The organism is Dokdonia pacifica, assembly GCF_900188275.1.
Lineage (GTDB): Bacteria > Bacteroidota > Bacteroidia > Flavobacteriales > Flavobacteriaceae > Dokdonia > Dokdonia pacifica.
Map to the genome: position 1 here is coordinate 431,267 of NZ_FZNY01000002.1, position 26,355 is coordinate 457,621.

Genomic DNA, 26,355 nt, shown 5'->3' on the forward strand with positions numbered 1-26,355 from the left:
AACTATTGTACGTACTACTATTTTTTTAAATTTCTTGATACGGCTTATTGTTTTAACTTTGTTTTTTTATTTACAATATGTGTGCCTAATATGACTACGAACTCGACAAATTGTTATTTACTTGCTATTGAATCTTCTTGTGATGATACGGCTGCTGCTATATTGCACAACGATAAAGTACTCTCTAATGTTGTAGCTACACAGGAAATACACGAACAATATGGGGGAGTTGTTCCTGAACTTGCCTCTAGAGCACATCAACAAAATATTGTACCTGTTGTAACAGCTGCTTTACGAAAGGCAAATATCGACAAAAAAGAGCTAAGTGCCATAGCATTTACAAGCGGACCTGGCCTATTAGGTTCCTTATTAGTTGGAACCTCATTTGCCAAATCACTAGCATTAGGTTTGAACATACCCCTAATTGATGTTAACCACATGCAGGCACATATTTTAGCTCATTTTATAGATGAAGATGGATATGAAAAACCATCATTTCCTTTTTTAGCGATGACCATTTCAGGAGGACACACACAGATTGTACGAGTAGATAGCTACTTTCAGATGTCTGTAATAGGAGAAACTATAGATGATGCAGTAGGAGAAGCATTTGATAAAAGTGCAAAACTATTAGGTCTTCCCTACCCTGGCGGGCCTTTGATAGATAAATGGGCTGCAAAAGGAAACCCAAAAACTTTTCCATTTACAAGACCAAAAGTAGAAGGCCTAAACTTTAGCTTTAGCGGATTAAAAACTCAGATCATGTATTTTATGCAAAAGCAAATACAACAAAATCCTAATTTTATTGAAGAAAACATCGCTGATATATGTGCCTCTATACAATACACTATTGTTGGGATTTTAATGGATAAAATTAAGAAAGCAGTAAAACAGACAGGTATTACTCAAGTTGCTATAGGCGGAGGTGTTTCTGCAAATAAAGGAATACGACATGCACTTAAAGAAGCAGAAAAAAATATGGGTTGGAAAACCTATTTACCAAAATTTGAATATACAACCGATAATGCAGCCATGATAGGAATTGTAGGGTATTTAAAATACAGAGAAGAATTAGTGGAGAAGAATAATTATGTAGATACAGGGGTTCAGGCACAATCACGTCTTAAAATATAAGTATGCAATTATTTTACAGTGCATCCATCACACAGGAATCTGATCTATATACATTCCCTAGAGAAGAAAGTAAACACATTATACGTGTATTGCGTAAACAAACGGGAGATGAAATTACTTTAACAAACGGTAAGGGTTACTTGTTTAAAGGTAAAATTATTGATAACAATCCTAATAAGTGTACAATTCAGTTGCATAGTGCACAATTCCAAGAGCCATTACCCTATAAACTACATATCGCTATAGCTCCCACTAAACTAAATGATCGCTTTGAATGGTTTTTAGAAAAATCAACCGAAATAGGCATTACAGAAATTACACCTATTATTTGTGATCATAGCGAACGTAAACAAATAAAGGAAGAGCGCTTTAATAAAATCTTACAGAGCGCCATGAAACAATCGCTCCAAGTACACTTACCTATATTACATCCTGCAATTAGTTTTAAAGACTTCATTAAATCGCAACCTCAAGCATCATTTTCAGGTATTGCTCATTGTGAAGAAGGAGAAAAATCACCTCTTACTAAAGAGATTACGGCCTCAAAAGACATTTTAATCCTTATAGGACCTGAAGGAGATTTTTCGCCAGAAGAAATCAGAAATGCATTAGCGTCTAACTATACACAAATCACACTTGGTACGAGTAGACTTCGTACAGAAACAGCTGGAATTGTAGCATGTCATAGTATTGCTTTTTTACACCAGTAAGCTCCCTACACAAACAAAATACATCAAATCCGTAACAAAAAAGGATATTTTTCTTACAAAATATGCCATTTTATTTTGTGAATGTTATTTATAGTTGTTTATTTACGGCCTTATTCCCCTAAACAGGAAAAAAGGCCCAACTTACTGGTAGTAAATTAACTAGATGAAATTAAGGAATTTTATCAAATTCGTTGTGCCTTACGTCCCCGCTTTTATTAGCATATTGGGATGCATACTCATTATATATGGGCTCCACAATTGGGTCCCTAAAGAGACGCTCTCCAAAGATAAAGTTGATACCATTCTACTCATATTATGTATCATCAGTATTTTACTTGTGATCGTACTCTTTGTATTTATACTTAACAAAACCAACCAAATACGTTTTAGCAGCAATACATTAAGTACTGAGTTAAATGCTTTAACTCAAAAAATGCATCATTTTAGAAATATCATAGATATATTAGTTCGCTCAGAAGTATGGAATACAGGACTTAAAGAATACATTGACAAAGAGTTCGGAGATCTTAACTTCTTTACTATGAAAGAGTTTTACAAAGGACGTTCTAAACTTGCATTAGAGTATATAGAAGAAAATAATAGATACGGAGATTCTGAAAATCTGTACTTAGAAGCAAAATCACTTTTACTAGATGACCCTTCCAAAAGTAAAGTAGATACATTTTCAAACCCAAGAACATACTCACCTCGTATCCTTAGAAAATGGGTAGAACATAAATGTGGATCAGGAATCTGGTATTATTTTGGTTACAAATATGCCTCTTATAAAGATGAATTAGATGTAAATCGTATCTATGAACGACATCAAGAAAAAATTCTAAGTTATGCTGTGCAACTAGATACCCATCGTTATCAAGATATGGGATTTAGTGAAGATTTACTTTCAAAGTTGGGAGAACAAATGTCTGAAGAAATTATCCCTAGACTGTTTAGTATCACCATACAATCGCAACAGCGTATACCTAAAATTATAAACTTCGCATTTATTTTACTTGCGCTACTTACAATGCTAGGAGTTTTTCTTCCTATAGGAATTTTACTATTCCAACTACCATTATTCTTTAGCTATGTATCCATAGGGTTTGTATGTAGCATCCTTCTATTTATGACACTTTCCATCTATCCATTTGTCATAAAAGAAATAAATACAGGGCGTTAATTTTCTGTGGCACATAGATACGTATAAGATTAACAATACATAAACGTATCAACCTTTCTAATCTGCTGGCAAATAAGTAACTTTGCAACTTTTGGTAAATTTATGGCACAAACAGAAGAAATCATTGAAGTTTACGGCGCTAGGGCACACAATCTCAAAAATATTGATGTGATTATCCCTAGGGAGAAACTCGTTGTGATTACAGGACTTTCTGGAAGTGGTAAAAGTTCTTTAGCTTTTGATACCATCTATGCAGAAGGACAGCGAAGATATATTGAGACATTCTCTGCCTATGCTCGACAATTTTTAGGAGGACTTGAACGTCCAGATGTCGATAAAATTCAAGGATTATCTCCAGTGATTGCTATAGAACAAAAAACAACAAGTAAAAGTCCAAGATCAACTGTAGGTACAATTACAGAAATTTATGACTTTTTACGTTTACTTTATGCCAGAGCCAGTGATGCCTATAGCTACAATACTGGTGAGAAAATGGTGAGCTATACCGATGATCAAATAAAAGATTTGATTATTAAAAGTTTTGATGGAAAACGTATCAATATCTTAGCTCCTATTGTACGCTCACGTAAAGGGCATTATAGAGAACTCTTTGAACAAATTGCAAAACAAGGTTTTGTTAAAGTACGTATTGACGGTGAAGTAAGAGACATTGTAAAAGGCATGAAGGTAGATCGCTATAAAACACATGATATAGAGATTGTCATTGACCGCCTTGCTATACAATCTGGAACTGATGATGATAAACGCTTACGCGAAAGTATAAACACGGCAATGTATCATGGGGATGATGTACTCATGGTATTAGACCAAGATACTGAAGAAGTACGATATTTTAGTAGAAATTTAATGTGTCCATCTACAGGAATATCCTATCCAAACCCTGAACCAAATAACTTCTCTTTTAACTCTCCCAAAGGGGCATGTCCAAAATGTAATGGTATTGGAGAACTTTATGAAGTCAATGTAGATAAAATCATTCCAGACAAAAAGAAATCCATTCAAAACGGAGGGTTAGAACCTCATGGTCCTCATAAAAACAATTGGATTTTTAAACAATTACAATTCATTGCAGATCGTTTTGATTTTAAACTCACGGATCCTATAGAAAAAATCCCTGAAGAAGCACTGACTTTTATTTTTTATGGAGGCAATGAAAAATTTTCTGTACAATCTAAAGAGCTAGGAGTTACCCGTGATTATAAGATCGACTTTGAAGGCGTAGCAAATTTTATAGAAAACACATTTAACACTAGTGATTCTACATCTTTAAAACGATGGGCAAAGGGATATATGGACAAAATCTCTTGTCCAGAATGTAAAGGTTCTAGATTACGTAAAGAATCATTATTCTTTAAAGTTGAAAACCAAAGCATCTCTGATTTGGCTCATATGGATATTCTAGAGCTACAAGAATGGTTTGATTCCTTGGAGAAAAAACTATCTGAGAAACAAGTTAAAATCGCTTCTGAGATTATTAAAGAAATAAAGACACGCATTCAATTTCTAGTTGATGTAGGACTCACCTATTTATCATTACATCGCAATTCTAAATCGCTTTCTGGTGGAGAAGCTCAGCGTATTCGTCTTGCCACACAAATAGGATCACAATTGGTAGGTGTATTATACATCCTTGATGAACCAAGTATTGGATTACACCAACGAGATAACCAGAAATTAATTAATTCTTTACTCTCTTTACGAGATATTGGAAATTCTGTCATTGTAGTAGAACATGACAAGGACATGATTGAACGTGCAGATCATGTAATTGATATTGGTCCGCGAGCTGGGAAATATGGAGGAGAAATTATAAGCCAAGGAACTCCAGAAGAATTAGTACACCATAGCACACTTACTGCACAGTATCTTAATGGAGAAAAAGAAATTGAAGTTCCTAAAAAGCGTAGAGAAGGTAATGGAAAAACCATAGAACTTAAAGGAGCTACAGGAAACAACTTAAAGAATGTAAACATATCTATTCCATTAGGAAAGATGATTGCCGTAACGGGCGTTTCTGGAAGCGGTAAATCTACGCTTATCAATGAGACTCTCTACCCTATCATGAATGCGCATTACTTTAATGGCGTTAAAAAACCGATGCCTTATAAAAGTATCAAAGGGTTAGAAAATTGTGATAAAGTAATTGATATCAACCAATCACCTATAGGAAGAACACCTCGTTCTAATCCAGCCACATATACAGGAGCTTTTAGCGAAATCAGAGCTCTATTTGCAAAAACCCCAGAAGCACTTATACGTGGATACAAACCTGGTCGTTTCAGTTTTAATGTTGCTGGAGGACGTTGCGAAACCTGTAAAGGAGGTGGCCTGCGAGTGATAGAAATGAATTTCTTACCCGATGTATATGTCGAGTGTGAAACATGTCAAGGAAAACGTTTCAATAGAGAAACATTAGAAATTCGATATAAAGGAAAATCGATTTCTGATGTGTTAGAAATGACCATACGAGAAGCCACAGATTTCTTTGAGCATATTCCAAAAATCTATAGAAAACTCAAGACTATAAAAGATGTAGGTCTCGGATATATTACGCTAGGACAACAATCTACGACACTCTCTGGTGGAGAAGCACAACGTATCAAACTTGCCACAGAACTAAGTAAACGAGATACAGGAAATACTTTTTACATCTTAGACGAACCCACTACAGGTTTGCATTTTGAAGACATACGCGTTCTAATGGAAGTTCTGAATAGACTTGTAAACAAAGGAAATACGATTCTAATTATAGAACATAATTTAGATGTTGTAAAAATGGCTGATTATATTATTGATATAGGATATGAAGGCGGAAAAGGCGGTGGGAAAGTTGTTGCAAAAGGAACACCAGAACAACTCATCAAAAACAAAAAGAGCTATACAGCTCAATTCTTAAAAAAAGAAATGAACCCAATAGTAACTGTATAAAAAGTTACTTTAAAAAATATAGTACAATGACAATGCATAGTGAAACTAGACCTAAAGGTTGGAATGAAATAAAGACAAACGATTCTTGGGCAATATTTAAAATTGTTGGTGAATTTGTAAACGGATTTGAAAAAATGAGTCAGATAGGACCTTGTGTGTCTGTATTTGGAAGTGCTCGTACTAAACCAGAAGATCCTTATTACGAACTTGCCGTAGAAGTATCTAAAAAAATTGCCGAAAATGGCTATGGAGTTATTACCGGCGGTGGACCAGGGATTATGGAGGCTGGAAATAAAGGAGCTCATTTAGCTGGCGGTACATCTGTAGGACTAAACATAGATCTTCCATTTGAGCAACACGACAATCCCTATATAGATAGTGATAAAAGTCTTGATTTTGACTATTTCTTTGTTCGCAAAGTAATGTTTGTGAAATACTCACAAGGATTTGTCGTAATGCCTGGAGGGTTTGGAACTTTAGATGAACTTTTTGAAGCAATCACTCTTATCCAAACTCATAAGATCCAAAAATTCCCAATTATTTTAGTTGGAAAAGATTTCTGGGGTGGTTTATTAGACTGGGTAAAATCTACATTATTAGATAAATATGGAAATATTAGCCCAAAAGATATAGATCTTATTCACCTTGTAGATACTCCAGAAGAAGTAATAGAAGTATTAAATGACTTCTATGAAAAATATCAATTAAGTCCTAACTTCTAGCATATTCAATACTATCTTAAAGTCAACTTTTGTTATAATATATGATGAGATTATACATTATATCAAAGTAAGTTTGTTAATTAGCACGTTTTAAATAAAAATCTTAAGAAGGTATTAACAAAAGTTGGCATTAAATATGTTGCATATAAATCACATAATTTCTTGAATAGTATATTGAAAAAAATCTTCCAAGCCATTTTAGTTTTTTGTTTGCTTTGCACAACAAGTGTAATAGCACAAAACACTATTGGAGTAAACGCGCGTTTATTACCCGAAGAAGATGCTATTGAAATAACACAATCAATTACTTATAAAAACACAACACAAGACACACTTACAACAATATATCTTAATGATTGGGCGCATAGTTTTTCTTCTAAAGAGACCCCATTAGCTGTAAGGTTTGCAGAAGATTTTGAGAAAAAATTCCATTTAGCAAAAGACGAAGAACGTGGCTTTACTGCTATTAAGTCTATATATGATGGTACTTCTTATTTACAATACAAAAGGCTTGACAAAGCACAAGATATTATTGAAGTACCACTTAAAACACCCTTACTACCAAAAGCGTCATATAATTTAAAGCTCACCTATAAAGTTAAATTACCGTATACACGTTTTACAAACTATGGAGTTACCAAGACTAAAGATTACAACCTAAGATATTGGTATATCACTCCAGCCATATATGATGGAGAATGGCAATATTATAGTAACAAAAATCTAGTAGATCGATATTATCCCAACAGTGATATCCAAATCACTTTTTCATTTCCAAAGGAGTATGAAATCATTACAGATTTTGAAACCCGTATTGAGAATACTTCCTATAATACCAAGGAAAAAATAGCAATTCTTAACGGTAAAGACAGAATCAACCCTAGAGTATACCTTACTAAAAACCCTAATTTTGAAAAAATAGAAACAGATTTCTTAACCCTAAACTCCAATATAGATGATCGTATGGTAGGGGATCCTATTCGTGCTCTTATTGTAGATCGTATTGCGGGTTTTATGAAAGAAAATCTAGGGGAATATCCTCACAAGACATTACTCGTCACACAACTTGATTATAAAGAAAATCAAGTATACGGCTTAAACCAATTACCCAATTTTATCCGACCATTCCCAGATGGATTTCAATATGAGATCAAATTAGTAAAAACCATTATTAATAAGTACGTAGATAATACTCTACTCGTTAATCCAAGAATGGACAGATGGATCATCGATGGAATTAAGGTACATCTCATGCAACGCTATATTGATACTTTTTATCCTGATTTAAAAGTAGTAGGTAGCCTTGATAAATATTGGCTAGTACGACAATTCTATCTCTCAAAATTAGAATTTAACGATCAGTACAATCTCCTATACATGAATATAGCGAGACTCAACTTAGATCAGCCATTATCAAAACCCTATGACTCTCTTATCAAGTACAATGTACAAATAGCAAATGCATATAAAAGTGGCGCTGGACTTCGGTATTTAGGTGATTTTTTAGAAGATGATGTTGTTAATAACACCATCAAAGAGTTTTACACGAACTACAACTTAAAACAAGGCGTAAGTCCTAAAGACTTTGAAAATCTTATTAGAAAAAACACATCAAAAGATGTCGATTGGTTTTTTAATGAATATGTAACCACTAGACGTAAGCTTGATTTTAAAATCAAGAATTCTAAGAGAGAGGGAGATTCATTAGTAGTAACCATCAAAAACAAAAGAGATAACCCTGCTCCTATTTCTGTATATGGATTAAAAGATGGAGAAGTTGTATCTAAGACATGGGTAGAAAATATAGAAAAGACAAAATCAATAGCCCTTCCTGCCGATAGTATAGATAGAGTTGTTTTAAATTATGATGAAATTATTCCAGAATATAACCTCAGAGATAGCTATCATAACCCCAAAGGCTTCTTAGGACTCAACAAACCTATTCAATTAAAGTTTTTACAAGATTTTGAAAATCCATCAAAAAATCAGGCATTTATAATTCCAACAGCAGAGTTTAATATTTATGATGGTCTGAGTCCTGGATTAAAATTATATAATAACACGATACTTCGTAAAAATTTCAGATATAAGTTTGAACCTCAATTTGGATTACGATCTAAAGCTATCATTGGTAAAGCATCATTATCGTACACGCATTTTTTAGAAGACAGCAAACTCTTTAGTGTACGCTATGGAGTTTCTGGAAACAGATCATCTTTTGGTCCAGATTTATTCTTTGAGCGTTTTGTACCGTTCTTAAATTTTAGTTTTAAACCAAGAGATTTTAGAGCAAATAGAGGCTCTAATCTATCTACTCGCTTTGTACGCGTGCAAAGAGATGAAGATTTTAGACAAGAATCCCAAGACCCGGACTACTCTGTATTCAACTTACGCTTTTCACACTTTGATAGAGCAATTATCAATACCGTTAGCTATAATGCAGATTTACAAGTGGCAAAAGATTTTACAAAACTATCTGCCACCTTCTTTTACAGACATCTGTATTTAAATAACCGTCAGTTAAACTTACGTTTTTACGCCGGTACCTTTTTAAGAAACAGAACAAGAGATAGTGGAGATTTTTTCAGTTTTGCATTAGACAGACCTACAGATTACCTCTTTGATTTCAATTATTACGGTCGTTCTGAAGACAGTGGTATCTTTAGTCAACAATTTATTTTTGCAGAAGGAGGATTTAAGTCTAGATTACAACCTGCCTTTGCAAACGAGTGGATTACCACGATAAACGCAAGTACTACACTTTGGAAATACATCTATGCCTACGGAGATGTAGGTCTAGTAAAAAACAGAGCACAAACCCTAGAGCCTGTATATGATTCTGGAATTCAAGTAAGCCTACTTGATGATTATTTTGAAATTTTCCTTCCCGTGTATTCAAATTTAGGTTGGGAAATCGCACAACCTAATTACGATCAGAAAATACGTTTTATTGTATCACTAGATATAGATACTTTAATACGCCTTTTTCAACGTAGATGGTATTAAAATTCAACGAGTTGTATTTTTTCTGAGTACGCTTTCGCGAAATCGAACTTGCGAGATTCACGACCATAGGGAGAGTGAAACGATAAAGCGTATACAACCCTACTATTTATTATCATTTTCTTAATGAAAACCCAATATTCTATTTTTTTTTGAAATATTCACAGTCAAATGACGACTATATTAAATTATATTCAAAATCTTAACGTAAAACAGCCTTGCTTTTGAGGGTTGTTTTTCGTAATTTTGCAGAACTTTTCACACAAAACCTATGGCGACAACTAAGACTCAAAATACCAAGTTATCCTTTGAAGATTTTAAAGCATCTGTACTTTCAGATTACAAAATAGCGGTAACGAGTCGTGAATGTAGTTTATTAGGAAGACGTGAAGTACTCACTGGAAAAGCAAAATTTGGAATCTTTGGAGATGGTAAAGAATTACCACAACTAGCTTGGGCTCGTGCATTTAAAAACGGTGATTTTAGGTCTGGATATTATAGAGATCAAACGTTTATGATGGCGATAGACCATCTTACTATAGAACAATTTTTTGCAGGACTCTATGCACATACCGATATAGATTTTGATCCTATGAGTGCTGGAAAGCAAATGGGAGGCCACTTTGCGACACATAGTTTAGATACTAATGGCAACTGGAACAATTTGCTTGAACAGAAAAATTCAAGCGCAGACATCTCTCCTACCGCTGGACAAATGCCAAGATTATTAGGTCTTGCGCAAGCATCAAAAATTTATCGTAATGTAAAGAGTACAGAAAAAGAAAACTTTTCTGATAATGGAAACGAAGTTGCTTGGGGAACTATCGGAAATGCAAGTACTAGTGAAGGGCTCTTTTTTGAAACTATCAATGCTGCTGGAGTACTACAAGTACCCATGGTCATCAATGTATGGGATGATGAGTACGGAATCTCAGTACATGCAAAGCACCAAACTACTAAAGAAAATATTTCTGAAATATTAAGCGGTTTTCAACGTAATGAAAACGAAGCAGGATATGAGATTATACGCGTAAATGGTTGGGATTACCCTGCACTTATAGACGCCTATGAGCGTGCTGGAAAAATTGCTCGTGAAGAACATGTGCCTGTACTTGTACACGTGTTAGAATTAACACAACCTCAAGGACACTCTACCTCTGGATCACATGAGCGTTATAAGAATGAAGAGCGCCTTACTTGGGAAAGAGCACATGATTGTAACCTAAAATTTAAAGAGTGGATTATCAATCAAGGGCTTGCTACCCAGGAAGAACTAGAGATAATAGATAAAGAGATTAAAAAAGAAGTTCGCGATGGTAAGAAAGCTGCTTGGAAAGCCTTTTCATATCCTACACAAACCGAACAACAAAAAGTACTCTCTATACTTCAAGATGTAATCCAAGCTTCTGCAAATGGAAGTTTTATTCAACCATTACATACAGAACTTGCAGAAAATAAAGAACCACTTAAAAGTGATATTTTACGTATTGCTCGTAAAGCATTACACTATGTGATAGGAGAATCATCTGATGCAAAAGCATTATTACAAGATTGGATCACATCATATATAGAAAAATCACAACCCGATTATAGCGCACATTTATATAGTGAAACAGCAAGTAACGCTACTCAAATTGCAGAAGTAGCTCCTATATATACTGCTGAGAGTACTACTGTAGATGGACGTGTGATCTTACGAGAAAACTTTGACAATATCTTTAACACACAACCTAATACGCTGGTCTTTGGAGAAGATGCAGGAACTATAGGTGATGTAAATCAAGGATTAGAAGGACTACAAGAAAAATACGGAGAACTTCGTGTCTCTGATACAGGGATCCGTGAAGCGACCATTATAGGACAAGGAATAGGAATGGCAATGAGAGGCTTACGTCCTATTGCTGAGATACAGTATTTAGACTATTTACTGTATGCTATTCAAATCATGAGTGATGACTTAGCAACACTACGTTACCGTACACACGGACGCCAAAAAGCACCGCTTATTGTTCGTACCAGAGGTCACAGACTAGAAGGTATCTGGCATAGTGGCTCACAAATGGCTGCTGCGATTCATTTATTAAGAGGAATGTATATTCTTACGCCTCGTAATATGACGAAAGCAGCTGGTTTTTATAACACATTACTAGAAAGTGATGAGCCAGCTTTAATCGTAGAATGTCTAAATGGCTACCGTCTTAAAGAACAAATGCCAGAGAATCTAGGCGAGATACGCACCCCAATTGGTGTGGTAGAAACCGTAAAAGAAGGATCTGATATTACCCTACTTTCGTATGGAAGTACACTACGTATTGTACAAGATGTAGCAAAACAATTACTCACTGTAGGTATTAATGCAGAAGTAATTGATGCACAGTCCTTATTACCGTTTGACATCAACCATGATGTAGTCAAAAGTGTACAAAAAACCAATCGTATTTTAGTCATTGATGAAGATATGCCTGGAGGCGCAAGTGCCTATTTATTACAGCACATCTTAGATGATCAAAATGCATATCAATATTTAGATAGTAAACCACAAACATTGACTGCAAAAGCACATAGACCAGCCTATGGAACCGACGGAGATTATTTCTCTAAACCATCTGCTGAGGATATTTTTGAAAAGGTTTATGAAATGATGCATGAGGTAGATCCTGAAACGTATCCTGCATTGAGGTAGTTTGTATACGCTTTCGCGAAAGCGTACCCAGAAACACCACAAAAAAGTCAACACTAATTATTAAATAAGAGCTAAACACTAACGGCTAAAGACTAACGACTACTCTGGATACTCAATACGCAAGTGATAAATATTATTGAGTTTTTTCTTAAGTACTTTCTTCACCTGCTGAATCTCTTTAAAGGTAATATCTGCATTTAAGTATTGTCCATCATCCATTTGCTTTTTGACAATCTTTTCTACAAAAGAATCAATAAGCATAGACGTAGGATTCTTTAAACTTTTACTTGCCGCCTCCACACTATCAGACATCATTAAGATGGCTGTTTCCTTACTAAATGGTAAAGGTCCAGGATATTGAAAATCTGCGATTGATGTCGCTTCATTGGTTTCTTTTTCCTTCATATAGAAGTAATGCACCGTACTTGTACCGTGGTGAGTACGTATAAAATCAATCAAACGATCCGGAAGTTTATTTTTACGTGCTATTTCAATACCGTCTATCACATGATCAATAATAATGCGCGCACTTTCTTTAGGAGAGAGATCATCATGTACATTCACTCCAGTAGCTTGATTTTCTGTAAAATCTGTAGGGTTATTCATTTTCCCAATATCATGATATAAAGCACCTACACGTACAAGCATTGCATTGGCGCCAATCTCATTGGCTGCCGCTTCACATAAATTGGCAACATTCAAACTATGGTGAAAGGTTCCTGGAGCTTTATCTGCTAGTTCTTTTAATAATTTAGAATTGGTATCAGACAGTTCTAACAGAGACACATCACTTACCAATCCAAAAATCTTTTCATAAATATAGATTAGTGGTTGTACAAATAATGTAGCAAGTCCTGCAAGTACAAATAACCCTAAATTTTCCCATTCCAAATTTTCAACACCTCCCTGATGTATACTATTAAAAGCAAAATAAGCGATAATGTAAATCAAGGTAATCTGTCCCACAGAAATAAAGAGATTCGCTCTTTTATAAAGTTCTTGCGTACTTAAAATCGTAACAATTCCGGCAATTACTTGTAAAAAGAAATACTCAAAACTATCAGGCACAATAAAACCAAGTAATAAGATCGTAATCACATGTGTAAATAAGCCTAATCGTGCATCAAAAAAAGCTTTGAGGATTAATGGTAAAATACATAAAGGAACAGCATACACATAGGCAGGTCTGAACTTCACTACCGCTGTAGTAAGTAGTACCATCAAGAGTACATTAAAAAGTATAAAGGTGATCTGTGTATTATTCTCATATACTTTAGGGCGGTAATTTCTAATGAATAGTAACAGCATTACCAATGCCAATACTACCAGAAGAATATACCCCGCTACGATCCAATTATACCGAGAATCACTAAAATTTTGTGTTTCATATTTCGCTTTAAGCGAAAGCATTTTTTGCAACGCCTCCCCTTCTACTAGCTCACCTCTTGTAATGATTCGGCTTCCTTGTGTAACAACTCCTCTTGTGGGTGATAACTGTGACAACTCTTGCGTAATTGCATTTTCGGTAAGCGTAGGATTATAAATGGCATTGGGTAAAATACTATCGTAAAATAATTGCAAGAATAGATTCTTATATTCCGTATACCTACTTTCATCCAATTTACGCTGTAATAATGAAGGCACTTCACTTGCCTCGTAGATTTGTCCTAAGTTTACTTGTGTGACCTCACTCCCCTTTTTAAGATACACTAATCGGCTTGCATCTAGAGCAGGTTTTTCAGTTGTAATACCTGTTTTATATATTTCTGTAAGTAAGTTACGTCCAAAGTTTTTTAGTTGTGTTTCATTGGTGATTAGAGAGTCATTAAACACATTAGAAAAGGATGCGTCATAACGAGAAACCGCATTATTCATCACATTGGTATCGTAATCAAAATATAAAAAGGCTTGCGAGCGTATTTCTTCTCGTTCTTGAGCTAATGCATCTTCACTTTTTAAGATAGCAAAATCCTCATCGGCATAGAGGTTTTCATATGCCCACGGAAATCCTTTTTGAAAATCATATTGGAATTTTCCACTTTTTGGAAAGAAATAAACAATCAACACCGAACTCACAGCAATCAACAATAGCTTATAAAGTAAGTCTTGATTTTTATAAAATGTTTTTACAACAGATGCCATAGTTTTTTCTATACAGAGCTAAAGTACTCTAATTCCGTTTAACCCCCAAAATGAAAGCCCGCTAACCCATAAAGACAAAAAGATAGTTTCTGTACTAAACTCGTTTCAGTAATAAAGAAATAAAACTCTTATCTGACACAAGCATCATTGTATGCTATTTATATACGCTTTTAAGGAAAGAAATGACGAAGAAGTTTATACTAAGCCCGTCGAAGTACGAAAGCATATATAACACTAAACGAAGTGTAAGGTCAGTGATAAAATGCTCACCAAGTTATTAGAAATAATGTTAGTAAATCTAACATATAATGATAAACAGATATGGTAAATTTTAGTACTTTCGCGTAGTGATTTTTTCATATCATAAACACAACCTAGTATGAGTAAAAATGTAGTTATCGTTGCTGCTGCACGTACCCCAATAGGAAGCTTTTTAGGAAGCCTTTCTTCTGTATCTGCCAGCAAGTTAGGAACTGTTGCTATTAAAGGAGCAATGGATAAAATAAATCTAGATCCCGCTTCTGTAAACGAAGTATTAATGGGAAATGTAGTACAAGCTGGTGTAGGACAAGCACCTGCTAGACAAGCTGCTATTGGTGCGGGTATTCCAGACACTGTACCGTGTACCACTATAAATAAAGTATGTGCTTCAGGAATGAAAGCTGTGATGTTAGGCGCACAATCTATTATGCTGGGCGATAATGATATTGTGATTGCTGGTGGGATGGAAAATATGAGCCGTATCCCACATTATGTACACTTACGTAACGGACACAAATTTGGACCACAAACCATGGTAGATGGGATGCAAAAGGATGGCCTTGTAGATGCCTATGATGGCAATGCAATGGGTGTTTGTGCAGACCAATGTGCTACCGAATATGAATTCTCAAGAGAAGACCAAGATGCTTATGCAATCCAATCTTATGAACGTAGTGCTGCTGCTTGGGAAGCTGGAAAATTTGATGATGAAGTCGTTCCTGTTGCGGTTCCACAACGTCGTGGAGATGATGTGATTGTAAGCAAGGATGAAGAGTACACTAATGTACGTATGGATAAGATTCCTAACCTACGTCCTGCTTTTACAAAAGATGGAACAGTAACCGCTGCCAATGCATCTACTATTAATGATGGTGCAGGTGCTGTGGTATTAATGAGTGAAGACAAAGCAAAAGAATTAGGCCTTGCTCCTCTTTGTGTAATTAAAGGATTTGCAGATGCTGCACATGAGCCAGAATGGTTTACAACAGCACCTTCTAAAGCTTTACCAAAAGCGCTAGCTAAAGCTGGAGTTACACAAGATGATGTAGACTTCTTTGAGTTTAATGAAGCCTTTTCTGTAGTAGGTCTTGCTAATATGAAAATATTAGGACTTACCGATAAAAATGTAAATGTAAATGGTGGTGCCGTCTCTTTAGGACATCCTTTAGGGTGTAGTGGTGTACGTATCTTAATTACATTACTCAATGTATTAAAACAAAACAATGGAAAGCTAGGAGCTGCTGCGATATGTAATGGTGGTGGTGGTGCTTCTGCCATCGTAATAGAAAATCTATAGTACGACTCCACTTCCTATATGAAATACGGCATATGTCATTTAAGTAGCGTCCCTATGCGATTAGAAACCTCTGATCGTAGTGAGCTCGTAAATCAACTTCTATACGGAGAAGTCTTTAAGGTTCCTGAAAAAAGGAAATCTTGGAGTCGTATCCGTTTGGCACATGACAATTATGTAGGATGGATCGATAATAAACAGTATCAAGAGATCAGTGAAGAGGAGTACGCTTTCGCGAAAGCACAAACCCCTTCACTCATCTCTGACCCTGTACAGTTTGTATCGGATGCACACGGGCAATTACAAACCGTACTGCTAGGAACATCTGTACATACACTTTCGCTTTTAAAAAGCACCTATGATGGACCAAGTACTTCTGGAAAGAAAGACAAAGGCCTTCTCATAGAAACAGCACTGCAATATTTAAATACACCTTATTTATGGGGTGGTCGCACACCTTTTGGTATTGACTGTTCTGGATTTACACAAATGGTCTATCGCTTAAATGGCCATCGATTACTTAGAGATGCATCAGAGCAAGCAACACAAGGAGAAGCTCTTAGTTTTATAGAAGAAAGTGAACCAGGAGATCTTGCCTTTTTCGATAATGATGAAGGTGCGATTGTACACGTAGGTTTAATCATGGAAGACAATTATATCATTCATGCCCATGGCGAAGTACGTATAGATCGTTTAGATCATTCTGGTATCTATAATGTACACCAAAAGAAACACACTCATAAACTTCGTGTGATTAAGAAGGTGGTTTGATTCCCGTCATATAAACGTCATTTTTCCGCTTTCGCGAAAAGATATTAGGAACTAAAACCCGTATACAACACCATGTATAGTTAATTGTTCGAGTTTTTTGCTATCCATAGGAAAACTCTCTAAATCTCCTTCAGGTTCGTTCCCTTTTGCTATCTTTAGTCGTAGAGCAATTAACCATACACAAACATGTTATGCGTAATTAAAAACTAACGATAATGAAAGTACACTGTAAGCTATTTTTTTTACTCTTCCTGACAGTTTTTAGTGCGAAATCATTTTCACAGAAAATGATTGAATACTACGAACCCGTAAAAAATGATAGCCTAAGAGTTGGAATAGGAGAAACTGACTTTTTGCCTTTTATTCAAAAAGGTTATACGCTAATGCTTCCAGAAAATAAAGAAATAAAAGGTGTTCTTATTTTCCTCGAAGATTCAAAGTATGACGAAAAGAACAGGAGTTCAAAGCAAATGTACACTCAAGCATCTGAAAATGGTTTTGCGGTTTTATCTGTTTCAACCGAGATTCCTCTTGATTTTTACTTTTCTAAATCATCTATGATTTCTACCCATACTATAATTAAAGAAGTCTTTGAGAAACATAATTTACCAAATGAGAACATTTTCTTTTTAGGAGCTAGTTTAGTTGGACATAGAGCAATGCGGTATATAAAATTTATGAAAGAAAGTGATTTCAAATTTCAACTTAATATAAAAGGTATTGTCGCTTGTAATTTTACAATGGATTTTACAAGAAAATGGTATCAACATAAACGTGATATAAGACTTAACCAAATTGATCTTTGGGAACCAACATTCATAAACTATCTACTGGAAACGTACTTAGAAGGAACACCAAAAACTAATCCAGAGAATTATCACAACTTCTCATCGTATAGTTACTCAGATGAGAAGAATGAAAATATCAAGATTTACAAAGATTATGGGATAAGAGCATATATAGAACCTGCAATAAAATATAAGCTCACAAAACAACTAAGAACTTTATACGAGAATAATTCGATAGATATCGTTGGTTTTTTAGCTGAATTGAACTTAGCAGGAAATGAAAATACCGAATTGATTGTACTACAACCCGACGACAATCCATCAACCAACAAGAGTGCTCAATCAACTTGGAATGCAATACAAAAAGATGAACTTATGGATTGGATTCTAAAACAAACAAAAAAATAACTACGTATAACAACTGACAGTATATAGTTAAATTTAAAAGTAACGAAGTCATCATTACAGATGGTAGTTGTTCTTGGAATGGAGATTATTACCTTAAAAAGAACTGAGCTTAATAACTGAAAGATAACAAGACAATCATAATTCTTCTAGTTTAACAAAATCTACTGTCTTTCTATAATTATCGGGAGAAACACCTACTTTCTTTTTAAAAAACCCGCTAAAATAAAATTCATCATCATAACCAAGATTAGTTGCAATTTGTTTCGAAGGCTTTGAGATGAAACAAATGACTATGAAATGGATGTTTTTTACTAAAGCATGGACAATTATCAAGAAAGTCTTACTAATAAATTATCTCAAGCTTGTGAATGTTTGCTAAATTAGTTGTTTGAACAAGTAACTAACTATACATAAAACCGTTCTACCAATAAAAAGAATCACTTGATATTTGAGACTCACATATTAGAAAATCCATTAATCAATTATATTGAATCGATCTTTTATTTTAAAGGATTCAAACCAGAGCATTCTATTGAACGTGTTGTACCAACAGGGCATCTCTTTATCATATTTGAACTAGATGGATTAGAGAGACATACATTTGATAACAAAAGTCTACAACCTAATGGGAATTATTCTAAGACTTGGGTTTCTGGAATACACAAAAAATATATTTCTATTTCAGCTCATCAAGATTCCGAAATGTTTATCATTCAATTTAAAACCAATGGAGCAAGTCCTTTTTTCGACATTCCGATCAGCGAATTAAACAATAAAGTAATTTCTGCTGAAAAATTATTTGGAAATGGAATTCTAGAAGTAAGAAATCAAATTTTAAAAACTGAACGTACTTCTGAAAAATTTAAAATTGCAGAAAACTGGCTTTTAAATAAGTTTAATGAAAATAACGCAGCGCCAAAAGAAATTCAATCTATTCTTGAGGAAATACAATCTAAACCAATTTCAGATAGCAGTGCAATCATTGCTTTATACCCAAACTCACAAAAACATCTTATACATCAGTTTAAAAAATACTTTGGATTAACTCCAAAAGTCTTACATAGGATTTTTAGATTTAATGAAATTCTTAAACAGATTCATAATAAACAGCAGTTAAAATGGACAGACATTGCATATGAATTTGGATATGCTGACCAATCGCACTTTATAAAGGAATTTAAAGAATTTTCAGGCTTCAACCCTCAAGAGTTTATCAATGCAGACCACCATAAAAATGAACCGAATTTCTTTCCGTTAGACAACGAAGGTTAATTTTTTACTATTAAGTCAATATCAAACTTCTTACTTTGCCGTTTATAAATACTAACAATATGAAAAATATACTATTTCAAATTTTATTTGTTTGTATTCCATTTTTATCAATTGCACAAACAACGAAAGAAAATAGGGTCACTTCTGTTGTTGATTCTTCACACGTTAACAATATGGTTTTAAAACAATCATTTGTAGTCAACGTCGCATTAGATTCTGTGTGGAACGCTTATACTACAAAAATAGGTTGGGAAAGTTGGGCTACTTCCATTGCAGATATTGATTTTAAAATAAATGGAGTTATAAAAACAAATTATAACAAGAATGGTAAAATTGGAGATGATTCGACCATTACATTACACGTGATAAATTATATCCCAAAACGAATGTTAACGCTTCAAGCCGAACTCAATAAAAACTTTCCTGAATTTATGAAGGAAGATGAAAAAGACTTATTTAATATGGTTCTTTTTGAAAAAGTTACACCTTCAAAAACAAAAGTTATCTCTTATGGTATAGGATATAAGAACAATGAAAAATACAAATCTTTGATGAAGTTTTTTATTCAAGGAAATGAACAATCGTATCATAACCTCATCTCCTATCTAGAAACAGGGAAACCTAGCGTAAACTATTAAAATATGGAAAAAGCATTACAAACAATGATTAACAATATGCCAGAAAAAACTGGTAAATCATTAGATGAATGGAAATCATTACTAAAAACTAAATCGTTTACTAAACATTCTGAAGCTGTTAATTACCTTAAAAAACAGCATAACGTAACTCATGGTTTTGCAAATACTATTGTTACTTTATCTAAAGAAGAAGGAACAACATCGCTAGATCTGGTTAAGAATCAATACAAAGGCAAAGAAAATTTATTTTCAATCTATGAAGCTCTAATTTCTATTGTCCAAGATTTTGGTGAAGACGTACGAGTCACACCAAAGAAAACTGAAGTAAGTTTAGATAGAAAACGAAAATTTGCTGTTATAAAACCAGCAACCAAATTGAGAATAGATTTGGGATTAAAACTTAAAGATGAGCCTATTACAGAACGTCTTGAAAATTCTGGACCTTTTGGAACAATGTGTACACATAGGGTACGCCTATCAGATATAAATCAAATAGATGCTGAATTAAAAGAATGGCTCAAAATGGCCTATCAAAAAGCTGAATAAGTACTGACTACAATCATGTTTATAAGATGAGAAAACCATGAACTATAGAATTTTATAAAAACAGAAATGGAAAATTTGAATAAATATGTTTCGATTTATAAAGATCAGCTAAAAAAAGGGGATATATTAATTGCATATAATGAATTGGTGAAATTTGTTATGAAATTAAGATCGGAATGTATTAAAAAGTTTTCCGATCAATACTCATTTGCCGGAATTCTTCACGGATATATGGACTACACGTATTTCTATTATTCCAACGAATTTTTAAAAAGTAAAAAGTTAAAATTTGGACTTGTATTAAATCACTTGGAAATGAGATTTGAAATTTGGCTTTTGGGGAATACAAAATCTGTTCAAAAGAAATATTGGGAATTGATGAAATCTACAAAATGGAATAAGGACATAACAGAAATGCCTCAATATTCAATTCTTGAAACTATAATATTAGAAAATCCCGATTTTAACAATCTGAACGCACTCTCTAAACAAATAGAAACTAAAATGTTTCAAGTTACAGAGGAGATAGTAGACTATCTAAAACATTAAATTGATTAAATAAAAATAGAAAAGTCTATACGCAACAAAATGATAACTAATAAGAATGAACTATCTAATTAAAAATATAATCAAACAATATCAAGACGTACAAAATGGTAGCTTATGGATCGGGAGTACATTTTCTAGTAAATTAAACAATATAGATCATAATAAAGTTTTTGAAAGACCCATAGTTGGTTTGCATAGTATTGCGGAGATAATTTCTCACTTAACCTTATGGAGAAAAGAAACAATTTTAAAAATCCAAATTGGAAAAGGTAGTAAGACTGATGATTGTGAGGAGAATTGGCTGCCAAATGACAAATTGAAGTTAATCGGTTGGCAGAAAATCAAATCGGAATATGATAAAACACTACTGGAGCTAATTGATTTATTAGAATCAAAAGAGGATAGTTTTTTAAATGAAGTATATTATGACACCGATTTTAAAGGTAACTATGCATATAGTTTTGTTATTAATGGAATGCTTCATCACGATATTTATCATTTAGGACAACTTGGAATCATCATAAAATATTTAAATAAAAATGATGAAGAACAATAGGATATTCCCTATGATTTATCATTTCTAAAATCTATTTAGATTCGTAATCTTTCACTAATTTAGTTCTTCTCAGTATTACTGCATTCAAAAAAATATTGAGCATGATACAAAAATTACAATAAGACCTTGATCCATAAAAGATATGTTAGAAAAAGTAAAGCGATATGCCGAAGAAAAGCACAGAAGTGTTAATCATAAATATGATCATCATGATTATGAATATCATTTAAATATGGTTTATCAAGTTGCTAAAAAGTTTATCCACTTAATTGACGAGAAAGAACAAGAAGATGTACTTGCTGCATGTTGGGTTCACGATATCATAGAAGATGCTAGAGAAACATATAATGATGTTAAAAATGCCACTAATGAAACAATTGCTGAACTCGCCTATGCTTTAACTAACGAAAAAGGAAGAACTAGAGCTGAACGTGCAAATGACAACTATTATAAAGGAATTAAAGCTACTAAAAACGCTTCTTTTATCAAATTTTGTGATCGAATTGCAAATGCCCAATATTCAAAACAAAATGGTTCTAGAATGTTTCAAAAATATAAAGATGAAAATGTGCATTTTGTTTCGAAAATTTATGTCCCAGAATGTGAAGAAATAGCCCTGTATTTAAATGAGGTTTTTACTAAGAACTAAATTTTTATAACTGATTTATATACAAAGATATGTTTATAAAGATTCTGTAGAGAAATTAGATATCAAATAGAATGATATAAAATGAAGTATAAGACACTTATATTGGATTTTGATGGAACTATAGCCGACACTAAAGAAAGTATTATACAAACTATGACGTTTGTTGCTGATAGCTTAAATATCAAAGATATTGATGAAGCACTAATAGAAAGTTTGATAGGATTACCTCTAAAAACGACATTTGAAAAAGCTTTTGATCTGGATGAAACAATGATTCAAAAAGCAACTTTAATGTATCGTAAACATTATGATGAAATTGCTATAGATACCATTTCGCTTTTTGACAATGTAAAAGATACTTTAATATGCTTCCATCATAAAGGTATACACTTAACAGTTGCCTCTAGTAAAGGAAAAAAAGCGCTTATTAAAATACTTCAAAAACAAAATATCTATGAGATCTTTTCTTTTGTAGGAGGAGAAGAAGATACAGTAAACAAAAAACCCTCTCCAGATATTGTTAATTATATAATGACTACATACAACTACCATCCCAATGAATGTTTAGTGATAGGTGATACTATTTTTGATATTGAAATGGGACAAAGAGCTCATGTAGATACTTGCGGTGTTACCTACGGAAATAACACAAGAGGAATGTTAGAAAAACTAAACCCAAATTATATTATTGATGACTTTAAAAATCTAATGAAGATCGTAATGGTATAAATAAACACCATATCAATTCACAAATAACAATACGCTAATTGAAAAAACTGTTTTTACGCATATTTGGGATTCTAATAGTGCTTGCAGGTGGTATTTTTATATTTAAAAATAGCCATCTAAATGTAACATATGAGATTGGACAAGAAATAGACAGTTTTAATAATATTCCTGTGTATTATAATGGAAATGTAGGAAATATAGATGGTCGTCAATTAACAAATGACGGATACAACCTAGGACTTAAATACCAATGTGTAGAGTTTGTAAAACGTTATTATTATGAACATCTTAATCATAAAATGCCAGATAGTTATGGACATGCAAAAGATTTTTTTAATCCAAGTGTCAAGGATGGTAAAATAAATAAACAACGTAATTTACTACAGTACACAAACCTTAGTGTTTCAAAACCTAAAGTAAATGACCTAGTTATCTATTCAGGTAACATATTTAATAAGTTTGGTCATGTTGCTATTGTTACAAAAGTATTAGAAAATGAAATAGAAATAATACAGCAAAATCCAGGTCCGTATAATAATTCAAGAGAAACCTACAAACTGATCTATAGTAATAATAAATGGTATATTGATAATCATCGTATCATAGGTTGGTTACGAAAATGAAAAGTATCTTTATATCTCAATTATCTATAAACAATGGCCATAGAAACAAATACATACGTTGCATTTTTAAGAGGAATCAATGTTGGTGGGCATCATAAGCTTCCTATGGCAGACCTTAAGGTATTATTTACACAATTAGGTTTTCTAAATGTCATTACGATACTAAATTCAGGAAATGTCATTTTTAATGCTTCTTCTCAAGATGCAAAAAGTATAGAAGAAAATATTTCTTTAGCATTAAAAAATAAATTTGGTTTCCCTGTTCCTACTAGTGTAAGAAAGGCTATTCAAATACAAGACGTATATCAAAACAATCCATTTAAAGGTATAGAAATAACAAAAGAAATAAGACTATATATATCTTTTTTAAGAGAAGATGTTATGACAGACCTAAGATTACCTTGGATAAGTGAAGATGAAGCCTATCAAATCATTGAAAAAAGAGATACAACTATTTTTAGTGTATTAGACTTATCTATTTCTAAAACGACCACAGCAATGAAAATTTTAGAAAACACCTATGGAAAAGATATGACAACTCGTAATTGGAAAACAATAGAACGTATTATAAAGAAGTTATAGTTTGTATATGAAAACAATATTAACAACACTTCTCATTTTTTTGACTATAAATATGTATGCCAAGCATGATGTAAAAGTATATTATGAAAGGAATGATAATGGATATACTATTTATGCAGATAATAATGAATATTGTCCTGTCACTATTCAATTAGAATTCACAGTGACAAATCTTAGCTTAAAAGATCCAAACAACAACTTATATGTCATTCAACCTCGTCAAAAAAAGCAATTAGTAACACAACTAACCGTTACTCAAAAAAATAAAGGATATAAATTGTCATATACATCATGGACAAATTATGGAGATGCTACTAAAAATACATACGATCATGATTATGCCTATGACCTTCCTTATGCAAAAGGACAGTCTTTTAAAGTACACCAAGGATATAATGGCACCTTTTCTCACTATAACAAAAATGCATTAGATTTTGATATGTCAATAGGTTCGGCTATCCATGCGGTAAGGAACGGTGTTGTCATTAAAATTGTAACGCAACATCACCAAAATTGTGGAACTAAAGAATGTAAAAAATATAATAATCATATCATCATTTATCATTCTGATGGAACTTTTGCAGAGTATACCCATCTAAAACAAAATGGAGTCACTGTTGCTTTAGGTGATATCATTAAACAAGGACAATTGATAGGCTATAGCGGAAATACTGGTTGGAGTACTGGACCACATCTTCACTTAGAAGTCTTTTTACAAAAAATGCGAAAAAGAGAAACGATACAAACCAAATTCAAAATCAATGACAATACTGAGACTGTATTTCTTAAAGAAAAGAATAGCTATAAAAAATAAGGCATAAAAAAACCAGCAATAAATTGCTGGTTTTAAAGATTATTTAGAAAAATAAAATATTAGTTTCCTTCTTCTAATATTTCAATTTTTGCTTTCATAGTATCAGCCTTAGAAGTCTCCCCTAATTGTTGATAAATACCATATAGTGTACGAGCTAACTCTAATGAACGTGCAGTTCCTTTATCGTCAGAACGATATTGTAACGCCTTTTCTAAGTAAGGAGCAGCATCTCTATATACATTCTGGCGCTTTTCTTTTAGCTTGTCATATTTTGCATAATCAGCATTAGAAGTTCCCAGACTATTCATTTCATCTACAATTGCTCTCTCGTCCTCTAAAATAAGCGCCCCTATATTATTATAAGCTGCAGAATATTCTTGATTTAAAGAGATTGCCTTTTCATAATACTTTCTAGCTTCTTCACTATTTCCTAGCTTGTCCTCTCCTACTCCAAGATTATAATAAAGTTCTGGATTATTAGGATCTTTTTCAATTACTTCCTTAATAGTTTCTTTATACTTATCCATTTGATTCATTTCTAAGTATATATTAGCTTCAGAACGTATTAATAAAAGGTCGTCAGGATTTTCGGCACGTGCAGAAGTCATAGCTTCTAATGCTTGTTCATTTTTACCTTGAGACATATAAATTAATGCAATATTCTTTGCAATCTCACCACGCTTAGATTCACTTTTCTTCTCTGTAGGATTGATATGCGTTTTCCCTAAAACTAAAAGATCTCTTTCTTGTTTTGATGGAATACTCTCTTCTTCATTTGTCTCTACAGATGTAGCGTAATAAAGAGTTTCTATCCCTGAAAATTTAAGTTCGGTTAATTGATTATAATATTTTAAAGCACTATCATAATCTTTCCCATTTACAGAATTAGAGGCTGCATAATATAAATATATAGTATCTTTTTTACTATAGGTATATGCATCTGCAAGCTTTGTAGATGCACTTGTATAGTTTTGTGTATTTTGATCTTCAATAGCAGAATTTACCATTGCTACAACTACATTAGAGATACCTGCCTCAGCTTCGGCATTATATTTAGTATCCTTCAACTCATTATATGTTGCTGCTGCCACTTTAAGATCTGCGGCGTTTTTATTATCAACACCTAAGTATGCTTGTGCTTTTGCGAGTAGAAAGCTTTGCTTCGTTTTATCGTCCATAGATCCTATTAGTGCTTCTGCTGCTCCAACAAGATTTTTTGCTTCGCCATAGCTTCCGCCTTTAATAGCTTTTTGAATGGCTTTTACCTCTTTCTTTTGAGCAAATGCTGAAACACCAAAAGCTAGGGCTATTACAAATAAAAATTTAGTTTTCATTATCTATTATTTAATATT

At 33.3% G+C, this 26,355-nt stretch carries 23 protein-coding genes; 20 read left to right on the plus strand and 3 right to left on the minus strand.

Annotation, left to right across the window (positions count from 1 at the left end):
- Window positions 1–90: 90 nt before the first annotated feature.
- The 7 genes from tsaD (at window position 91) to CHB80_RS09175 (ending at window position 12,381) form a co-directional block, all read left to right on the plus strand.
- Window positions 91–1,134, plus strand: a complete 1,044-nt coding sequence (tsaD, locus tag CHB80_RS09145) for a tRNA (adenosine(37)-N6)-threonylcarbamoyltransferase complex transferase subunit TsaD (protein WP_089371139.1) — start codon at window positions 91–93, stop codon at window positions 1,132–1,134.
- Window positions 1,135–1,136: 2 nt separating this feature from the next.
- On the plus strand, window positions 1,137–1,844 hold the full coding sequence (locus CHB80_RS09150) for a 16S rRNA (uracil(1498)-N(3))-methyltransferase (RefSeq protein WP_089371140.1): 708 nt from the start codon (window positions 1,137–1,139) through the stop codon (window positions 1,842–1,844).
- Between the two features lie 433 nt (window positions 1,845–2,277).
- Window positions 2,278–3,024, plus strand: a complete 747-nt coding sequence (locus tag CHB80_RS09155) for a hypothetical protein (RefSeq protein ID WP_143337085.1) — start codon at window positions 2,278–2,280, stop codon at window positions 3,022–3,024.
- A gap of 102 nt (window positions 3,025–3,126) precedes the next feature.
- Entirely contained in the window at window positions 3,127–5,973 is a 2,847-nt protein-coding gene (gene uvrA / locus CHB80_RS09160; RefSeq protein WP_089371142.1) for an excinuclease ABC subunit UvrA, read from the plus strand.
- 32 nt (window positions 5,974–6,005) lie between these two features.
- Window positions 6,006–6,695 (plus strand): LOG family protein, encoded by a 690-nt coding sequence (locus CHB80_RS09165; protein ID WP_089371334.1) that lies wholly within the window; start codon window positions 6,006–6,008, stop codon window positions 6,693–6,695.
- A gap of 210 nt (window positions 6,696–6,905) precedes the next feature.
- Complete coding sequence (locus tag CHB80_RS09170; protein WP_244905569.1) at window positions 6,906–9,701, plus strand: gluzincin family metallopeptidase; 2,796 nt, start codon at window positions 6,906–6,908, stop codon at window positions 9,699–9,701.
- Window positions 9,702–9,969: 268 nt separating this feature from the next.
- Window positions 9,970–12,381, plus strand: a complete 2,412-nt coding sequence (locus CHB80_RS09175; RefSeq protein ID WP_089371144.1) for an alpha-ketoacid dehydrogenase subunit alpha/beta — start codon at window positions 9,970–9,972, stop codon at window positions 12,379–12,381.
- Window positions 12,382–12,480: 99 nt separating this feature from the next.
- On the opposite strand, the gene CHB80_RS09180 is transcribed toward CHB80_RS09175, so the two are convergent.
- Window positions 12,481–14,523 (minus strand): HD family phosphohydrolase, encoded by a 2,043-nt coding sequence (locus CHB80_RS09180; RefSeq protein WP_089371145.1) that lies wholly within the window; start codon window positions 14,521–14,523, stop codon window positions 12,481–12,483.
- A 379-nt stretch (window positions 14,524–14,902) separates the two neighbouring features.
- Between CHB80_RS09180 and CHB80_RS09185 the strand changes: the two genes are divergently transcribed.
- The 3 genes from CHB80_RS09185 to CHB80_RS09195 all read left to right on the plus strand — a co-directional run bounded on the left by CHB80_RS09185 (window position 14,903) and on the right by CHB80_RS09195 (window position 18,045).
- Window positions 14,903–16,081 carry an acetyl-CoA C-acyltransferase gene (locus CHB80_RS09185; RefSeq protein WP_089371146.1) on the plus strand — a complete coding sequence of 393 codons (1,179 nt, stop codon included), beginning with the start codon at window positions 14,903–14,905 and terminating at the stop codon, window positions 16,079–16,081.
- A gap of 18 nt (window positions 16,082–16,099) precedes the next feature.
- Window positions 16,100–16,849: a C40 family peptidase gene (locus CHB80_RS09190; protein WP_089371147.1), complete on the plus strand. Its 750-nt coding sequence runs from the start codon at window positions 16,100–16,102 to the stop codon at window positions 16,847–16,849.
- Between the two features lie 287 nt (window positions 16,850–17,136).
- On the plus strand, window positions 17,137–18,045 hold the full coding sequence (locus CHB80_RS09195) for a hypothetical protein (RefSeq protein WP_229746853.1): 909 nt from the start codon (window positions 17,137–17,139) through the stop codon (window positions 18,043–18,045).
- 135 nt (window positions 18,046–18,180) lie between these two features.
- Here CHB80_RS09195 and CHB80_RS09200 read toward each other — a convergent pair whose 3' ends face one another.
- Window positions 18,181–18,378: an AraC family transcriptional regulator gene (locus CHB80_RS09200; RefSeq protein WP_089371149.1), complete on the minus strand. Its 198-nt coding sequence runs from the start codon at window positions 18,376–18,378 to the stop codon at window positions 18,181–18,183.
- 108 nt (window positions 18,379–18,486) lie between these two features.
- On the opposite strand from CHB80_RS09200, the gene CHB80_RS09205 reads away from it, so the two are divergent.
- From CHB80_RS09205 to CHB80_RS09250, 10 genes are all read left to right on the plus strand, one after another.
- Entirely contained in the window at window positions 18,487–19,317 is an 831-nt protein-coding gene (locus CHB80_RS09205) for a helix-turn-helix domain-containing protein (protein WP_229746852.1), read from the plus strand.
- A gap of 59 nt (window positions 19,318–19,376) precedes the next feature.
- Window positions 19,377–19,955 (plus strand): SRPBCC domain-containing protein, encoded by a 579-nt coding sequence (locus CHB80_RS09210; protein WP_089371150.1) that lies wholly within the window; start codon window positions 19,377–19,379, stop codon window positions 19,953–19,955.
- 3 nt (window positions 19,956–19,958) lie between these two features.
- Entirely contained in the window at window positions 19,959–20,501 is a 543-nt protein-coding gene (locus tag CHB80_RS09215) for a DUF4287 domain-containing protein (RefSeq protein ID WP_089371151.1), read from the plus strand.
- A 66-nt stretch (window positions 20,502–20,567) separates the two neighbouring features.
- On the plus strand, window positions 20,568–21,050 hold the full coding sequence (locus tag CHB80_RS09220; RefSeq protein ID WP_089371152.1) for a DUF7000 family protein: 483 nt from the start codon (window positions 20,568–20,570) through the stop codon (window positions 21,048–21,050).
- 55 nt (window positions 21,051–21,105) lie between these two features.
- Complete coding sequence (locus CHB80_RS09225) at window positions 21,106–21,606, plus strand: DinB family protein (protein WP_089371153.1); 501 nt, start codon at window positions 21,106–21,108, stop codon at window positions 21,604–21,606.
- A gap of 142 nt (window positions 21,607–21,748) precedes the next feature.
- Entirely contained in the window at window positions 21,749–22,255 is a 507-nt protein-coding gene (locus CHB80_RS09230; RefSeq protein WP_089371154.1) for an HD domain-containing protein, read from the plus strand.
- A gap of 81 nt (window positions 22,256–22,336) precedes the next feature.
- Window positions 22,337–22,984: an HAD family hydrolase gene (locus CHB80_RS09235; protein WP_089371155.1), complete on the plus strand. Its 648-nt coding sequence runs from the start codon at window positions 22,337–22,339 to the stop codon at window positions 22,982–22,984.
- Window positions 22,985–23,022: 38 nt separating this feature from the next.
- Window positions 23,023–23,607: a CHAP domain-containing protein gene (locus CHB80_RS09240; protein ID WP_089371156.1), complete on the plus strand. Its 585-nt coding sequence runs from the start codon at window positions 23,023–23,025 to the stop codon at window positions 23,605–23,607.
- 33 nt (window positions 23,608–23,640) lie between these two features.
- Complete coding sequence (locus CHB80_RS09245) at window positions 23,641–24,189, plus strand: DUF1697 domain-containing protein (protein WP_089371157.1); 549 nt, start codon at window positions 23,641–23,643, stop codon at window positions 24,187–24,189.
- A gap of 7 nt (window positions 24,190–24,196) precedes the next feature.
- Window positions 24,197–25,003, plus strand: coding sequence for a M23 family metallopeptidase (locus tag CHB80_RS09250; protein WP_089371158.1), 807 nt, complete (start codon window positions 24,197–24,199; stop codon window positions 25,001–25,003).
- A gap of 59 nt (window positions 25,004–25,062) precedes the next feature.
- On the opposite strand, the gene CHB80_RS09255 is transcribed toward CHB80_RS09250, so the two are convergent.
- Window positions 25,063–26,337 carry a tetratricopeptide repeat protein gene (locus tag CHB80_RS09255; RefSeq protein ID WP_089371159.1) on the minus strand — a complete coding sequence of 425 codons (1,275 nt, stop codon included), beginning with the start codon at window positions 26,335–26,337 and terminating at the stop codon, window positions 25,063–25,065.
- Between the last annotated feature and the right edge of the window lie 18 nt (window positions 26,338–26,355).

Bases quoted from the DNA above. Each gene is read 5' to 3' on its own strand.
- CHB80_RS09225 (WP_089371153.1), top strand. From the start codon at position 21,106: ATGAACTATCTAATTAAAAATATAATCAAACAATATCAAGACGTACAA.
- tsaD (WP_089371139.1), top strand. From the start codon at position 91: ATGACTACGAACTCGACAAATTGTTATTTACTTGCTATTGAATCTTCT.
- CHB80_RS09175 (WP_089371144.1), top strand. From the start codon at position 9,970: ATGGCGACAACTAAGACTCAAAATACCAAGTTATCCTTTGAAGATTTT.
- CHB80_RS09255 (WP_089371159.1), bottom strand. From the start codon at position 26,337: ATGAAAACTAAATTTTTATTTGTAATAGCCCTAGCTTTTGGTGTTTCA.
- CHB80_RS09190 (WP_089371147.1), top strand. From the start codon at position 16,100: ATGAAATACGGCATATGTCATTTAAGTAGCGTCCCTATGCGATTAGAA.
- CHB80_RS09215 (WP_089371151.1), top strand. From the start codon at position 19,959: ATGGAAAAAGCATTACAAACAATGATTAACAATATGCCAGAAAAAACT.
- uvrA (WP_089371142.1), top strand. From the start codon at position 3,127: ATGGCACAAACAGAAGAAATCATTGAAGTTTACGGCGCTAGGGCACAC.
- CHB80_RS09230 (WP_089371154.1), top strand. From the start codon at position 21,749: ATGTTAGAAAAAGTAAAGCGATATGCCGAAGAAAAGCACAGAAGTGTT.
- CHB80_RS09155 (WP_143337085.1), top strand. From the start codon at position 2,278: ATGCATCATTTTAGAAATATCATAGATATATTAGTTCGCTCAGAAGTA.
- CHB80_RS09250 (WP_089371158.1), top strand. From the start codon at position 24,197: ATGAAAACAATATTAACAACACTTCTCATTTTTTTGACTATAAATATG.
- CHB80_RS09245 (WP_089371157.1), top strand. From the start codon at position 23,641: ATGGCCATAGAAACAAATACATACGTTGCATTTTTAAGAGGAATCAAT.
- CHB80_RS09210 (WP_089371150.1), top strand. From the start codon at position 19,377: ATGAAAAATATACTATTTCAAATTTTATTTGTTTGTATTCCATTTTTA.
- CHB80_RS09220 (WP_089371152.1), top strand. From the start codon at position 20,568: ATGGAAAATTTGAATAAATATGTTTCGATTTATAAAGATCAGCTAAAA.
- CHB80_RS09195 (WP_229746853.1), top strand. From the start codon at position 17,137: ATGATTGAATACTACGAACCCGTAAAAAATGATAGCCTAAGAGTTGGA.
- CHB80_RS09150 (WP_089371140.1), top strand. From the start codon at position 1,137: ATGCAATTATTTTACAGTGCATCCATCACACAGGAATCTGATCTATAT.
- CHB80_RS09185 (WP_089371146.1), top strand. From the start codon at position 14,903: ATGAGTAAAAATGTAGTTATCGTTGCTGCTGCACGTACCCCAATAGGA.
- CHB80_RS09180 (WP_089371145.1), bottom strand. From the start codon at position 14,523: ATGGCATCTGTTGTAAAAACATTTTATAAAAATCAAGACTTACTTTAT.
- CHB80_RS09235 (WP_089371155.1), top strand. From the start codon at position 22,337: ATGAAGTATAAGACACTTATATTGGATTTTGATGGAACTATAGCCGAC.
- CHB80_RS09165 (WP_089371334.1), top strand. From the start codon at position 6,006: ATGCATAGTGAAACTAGACCTAAAGGTTGGAATGAAATAAAGACAAAC.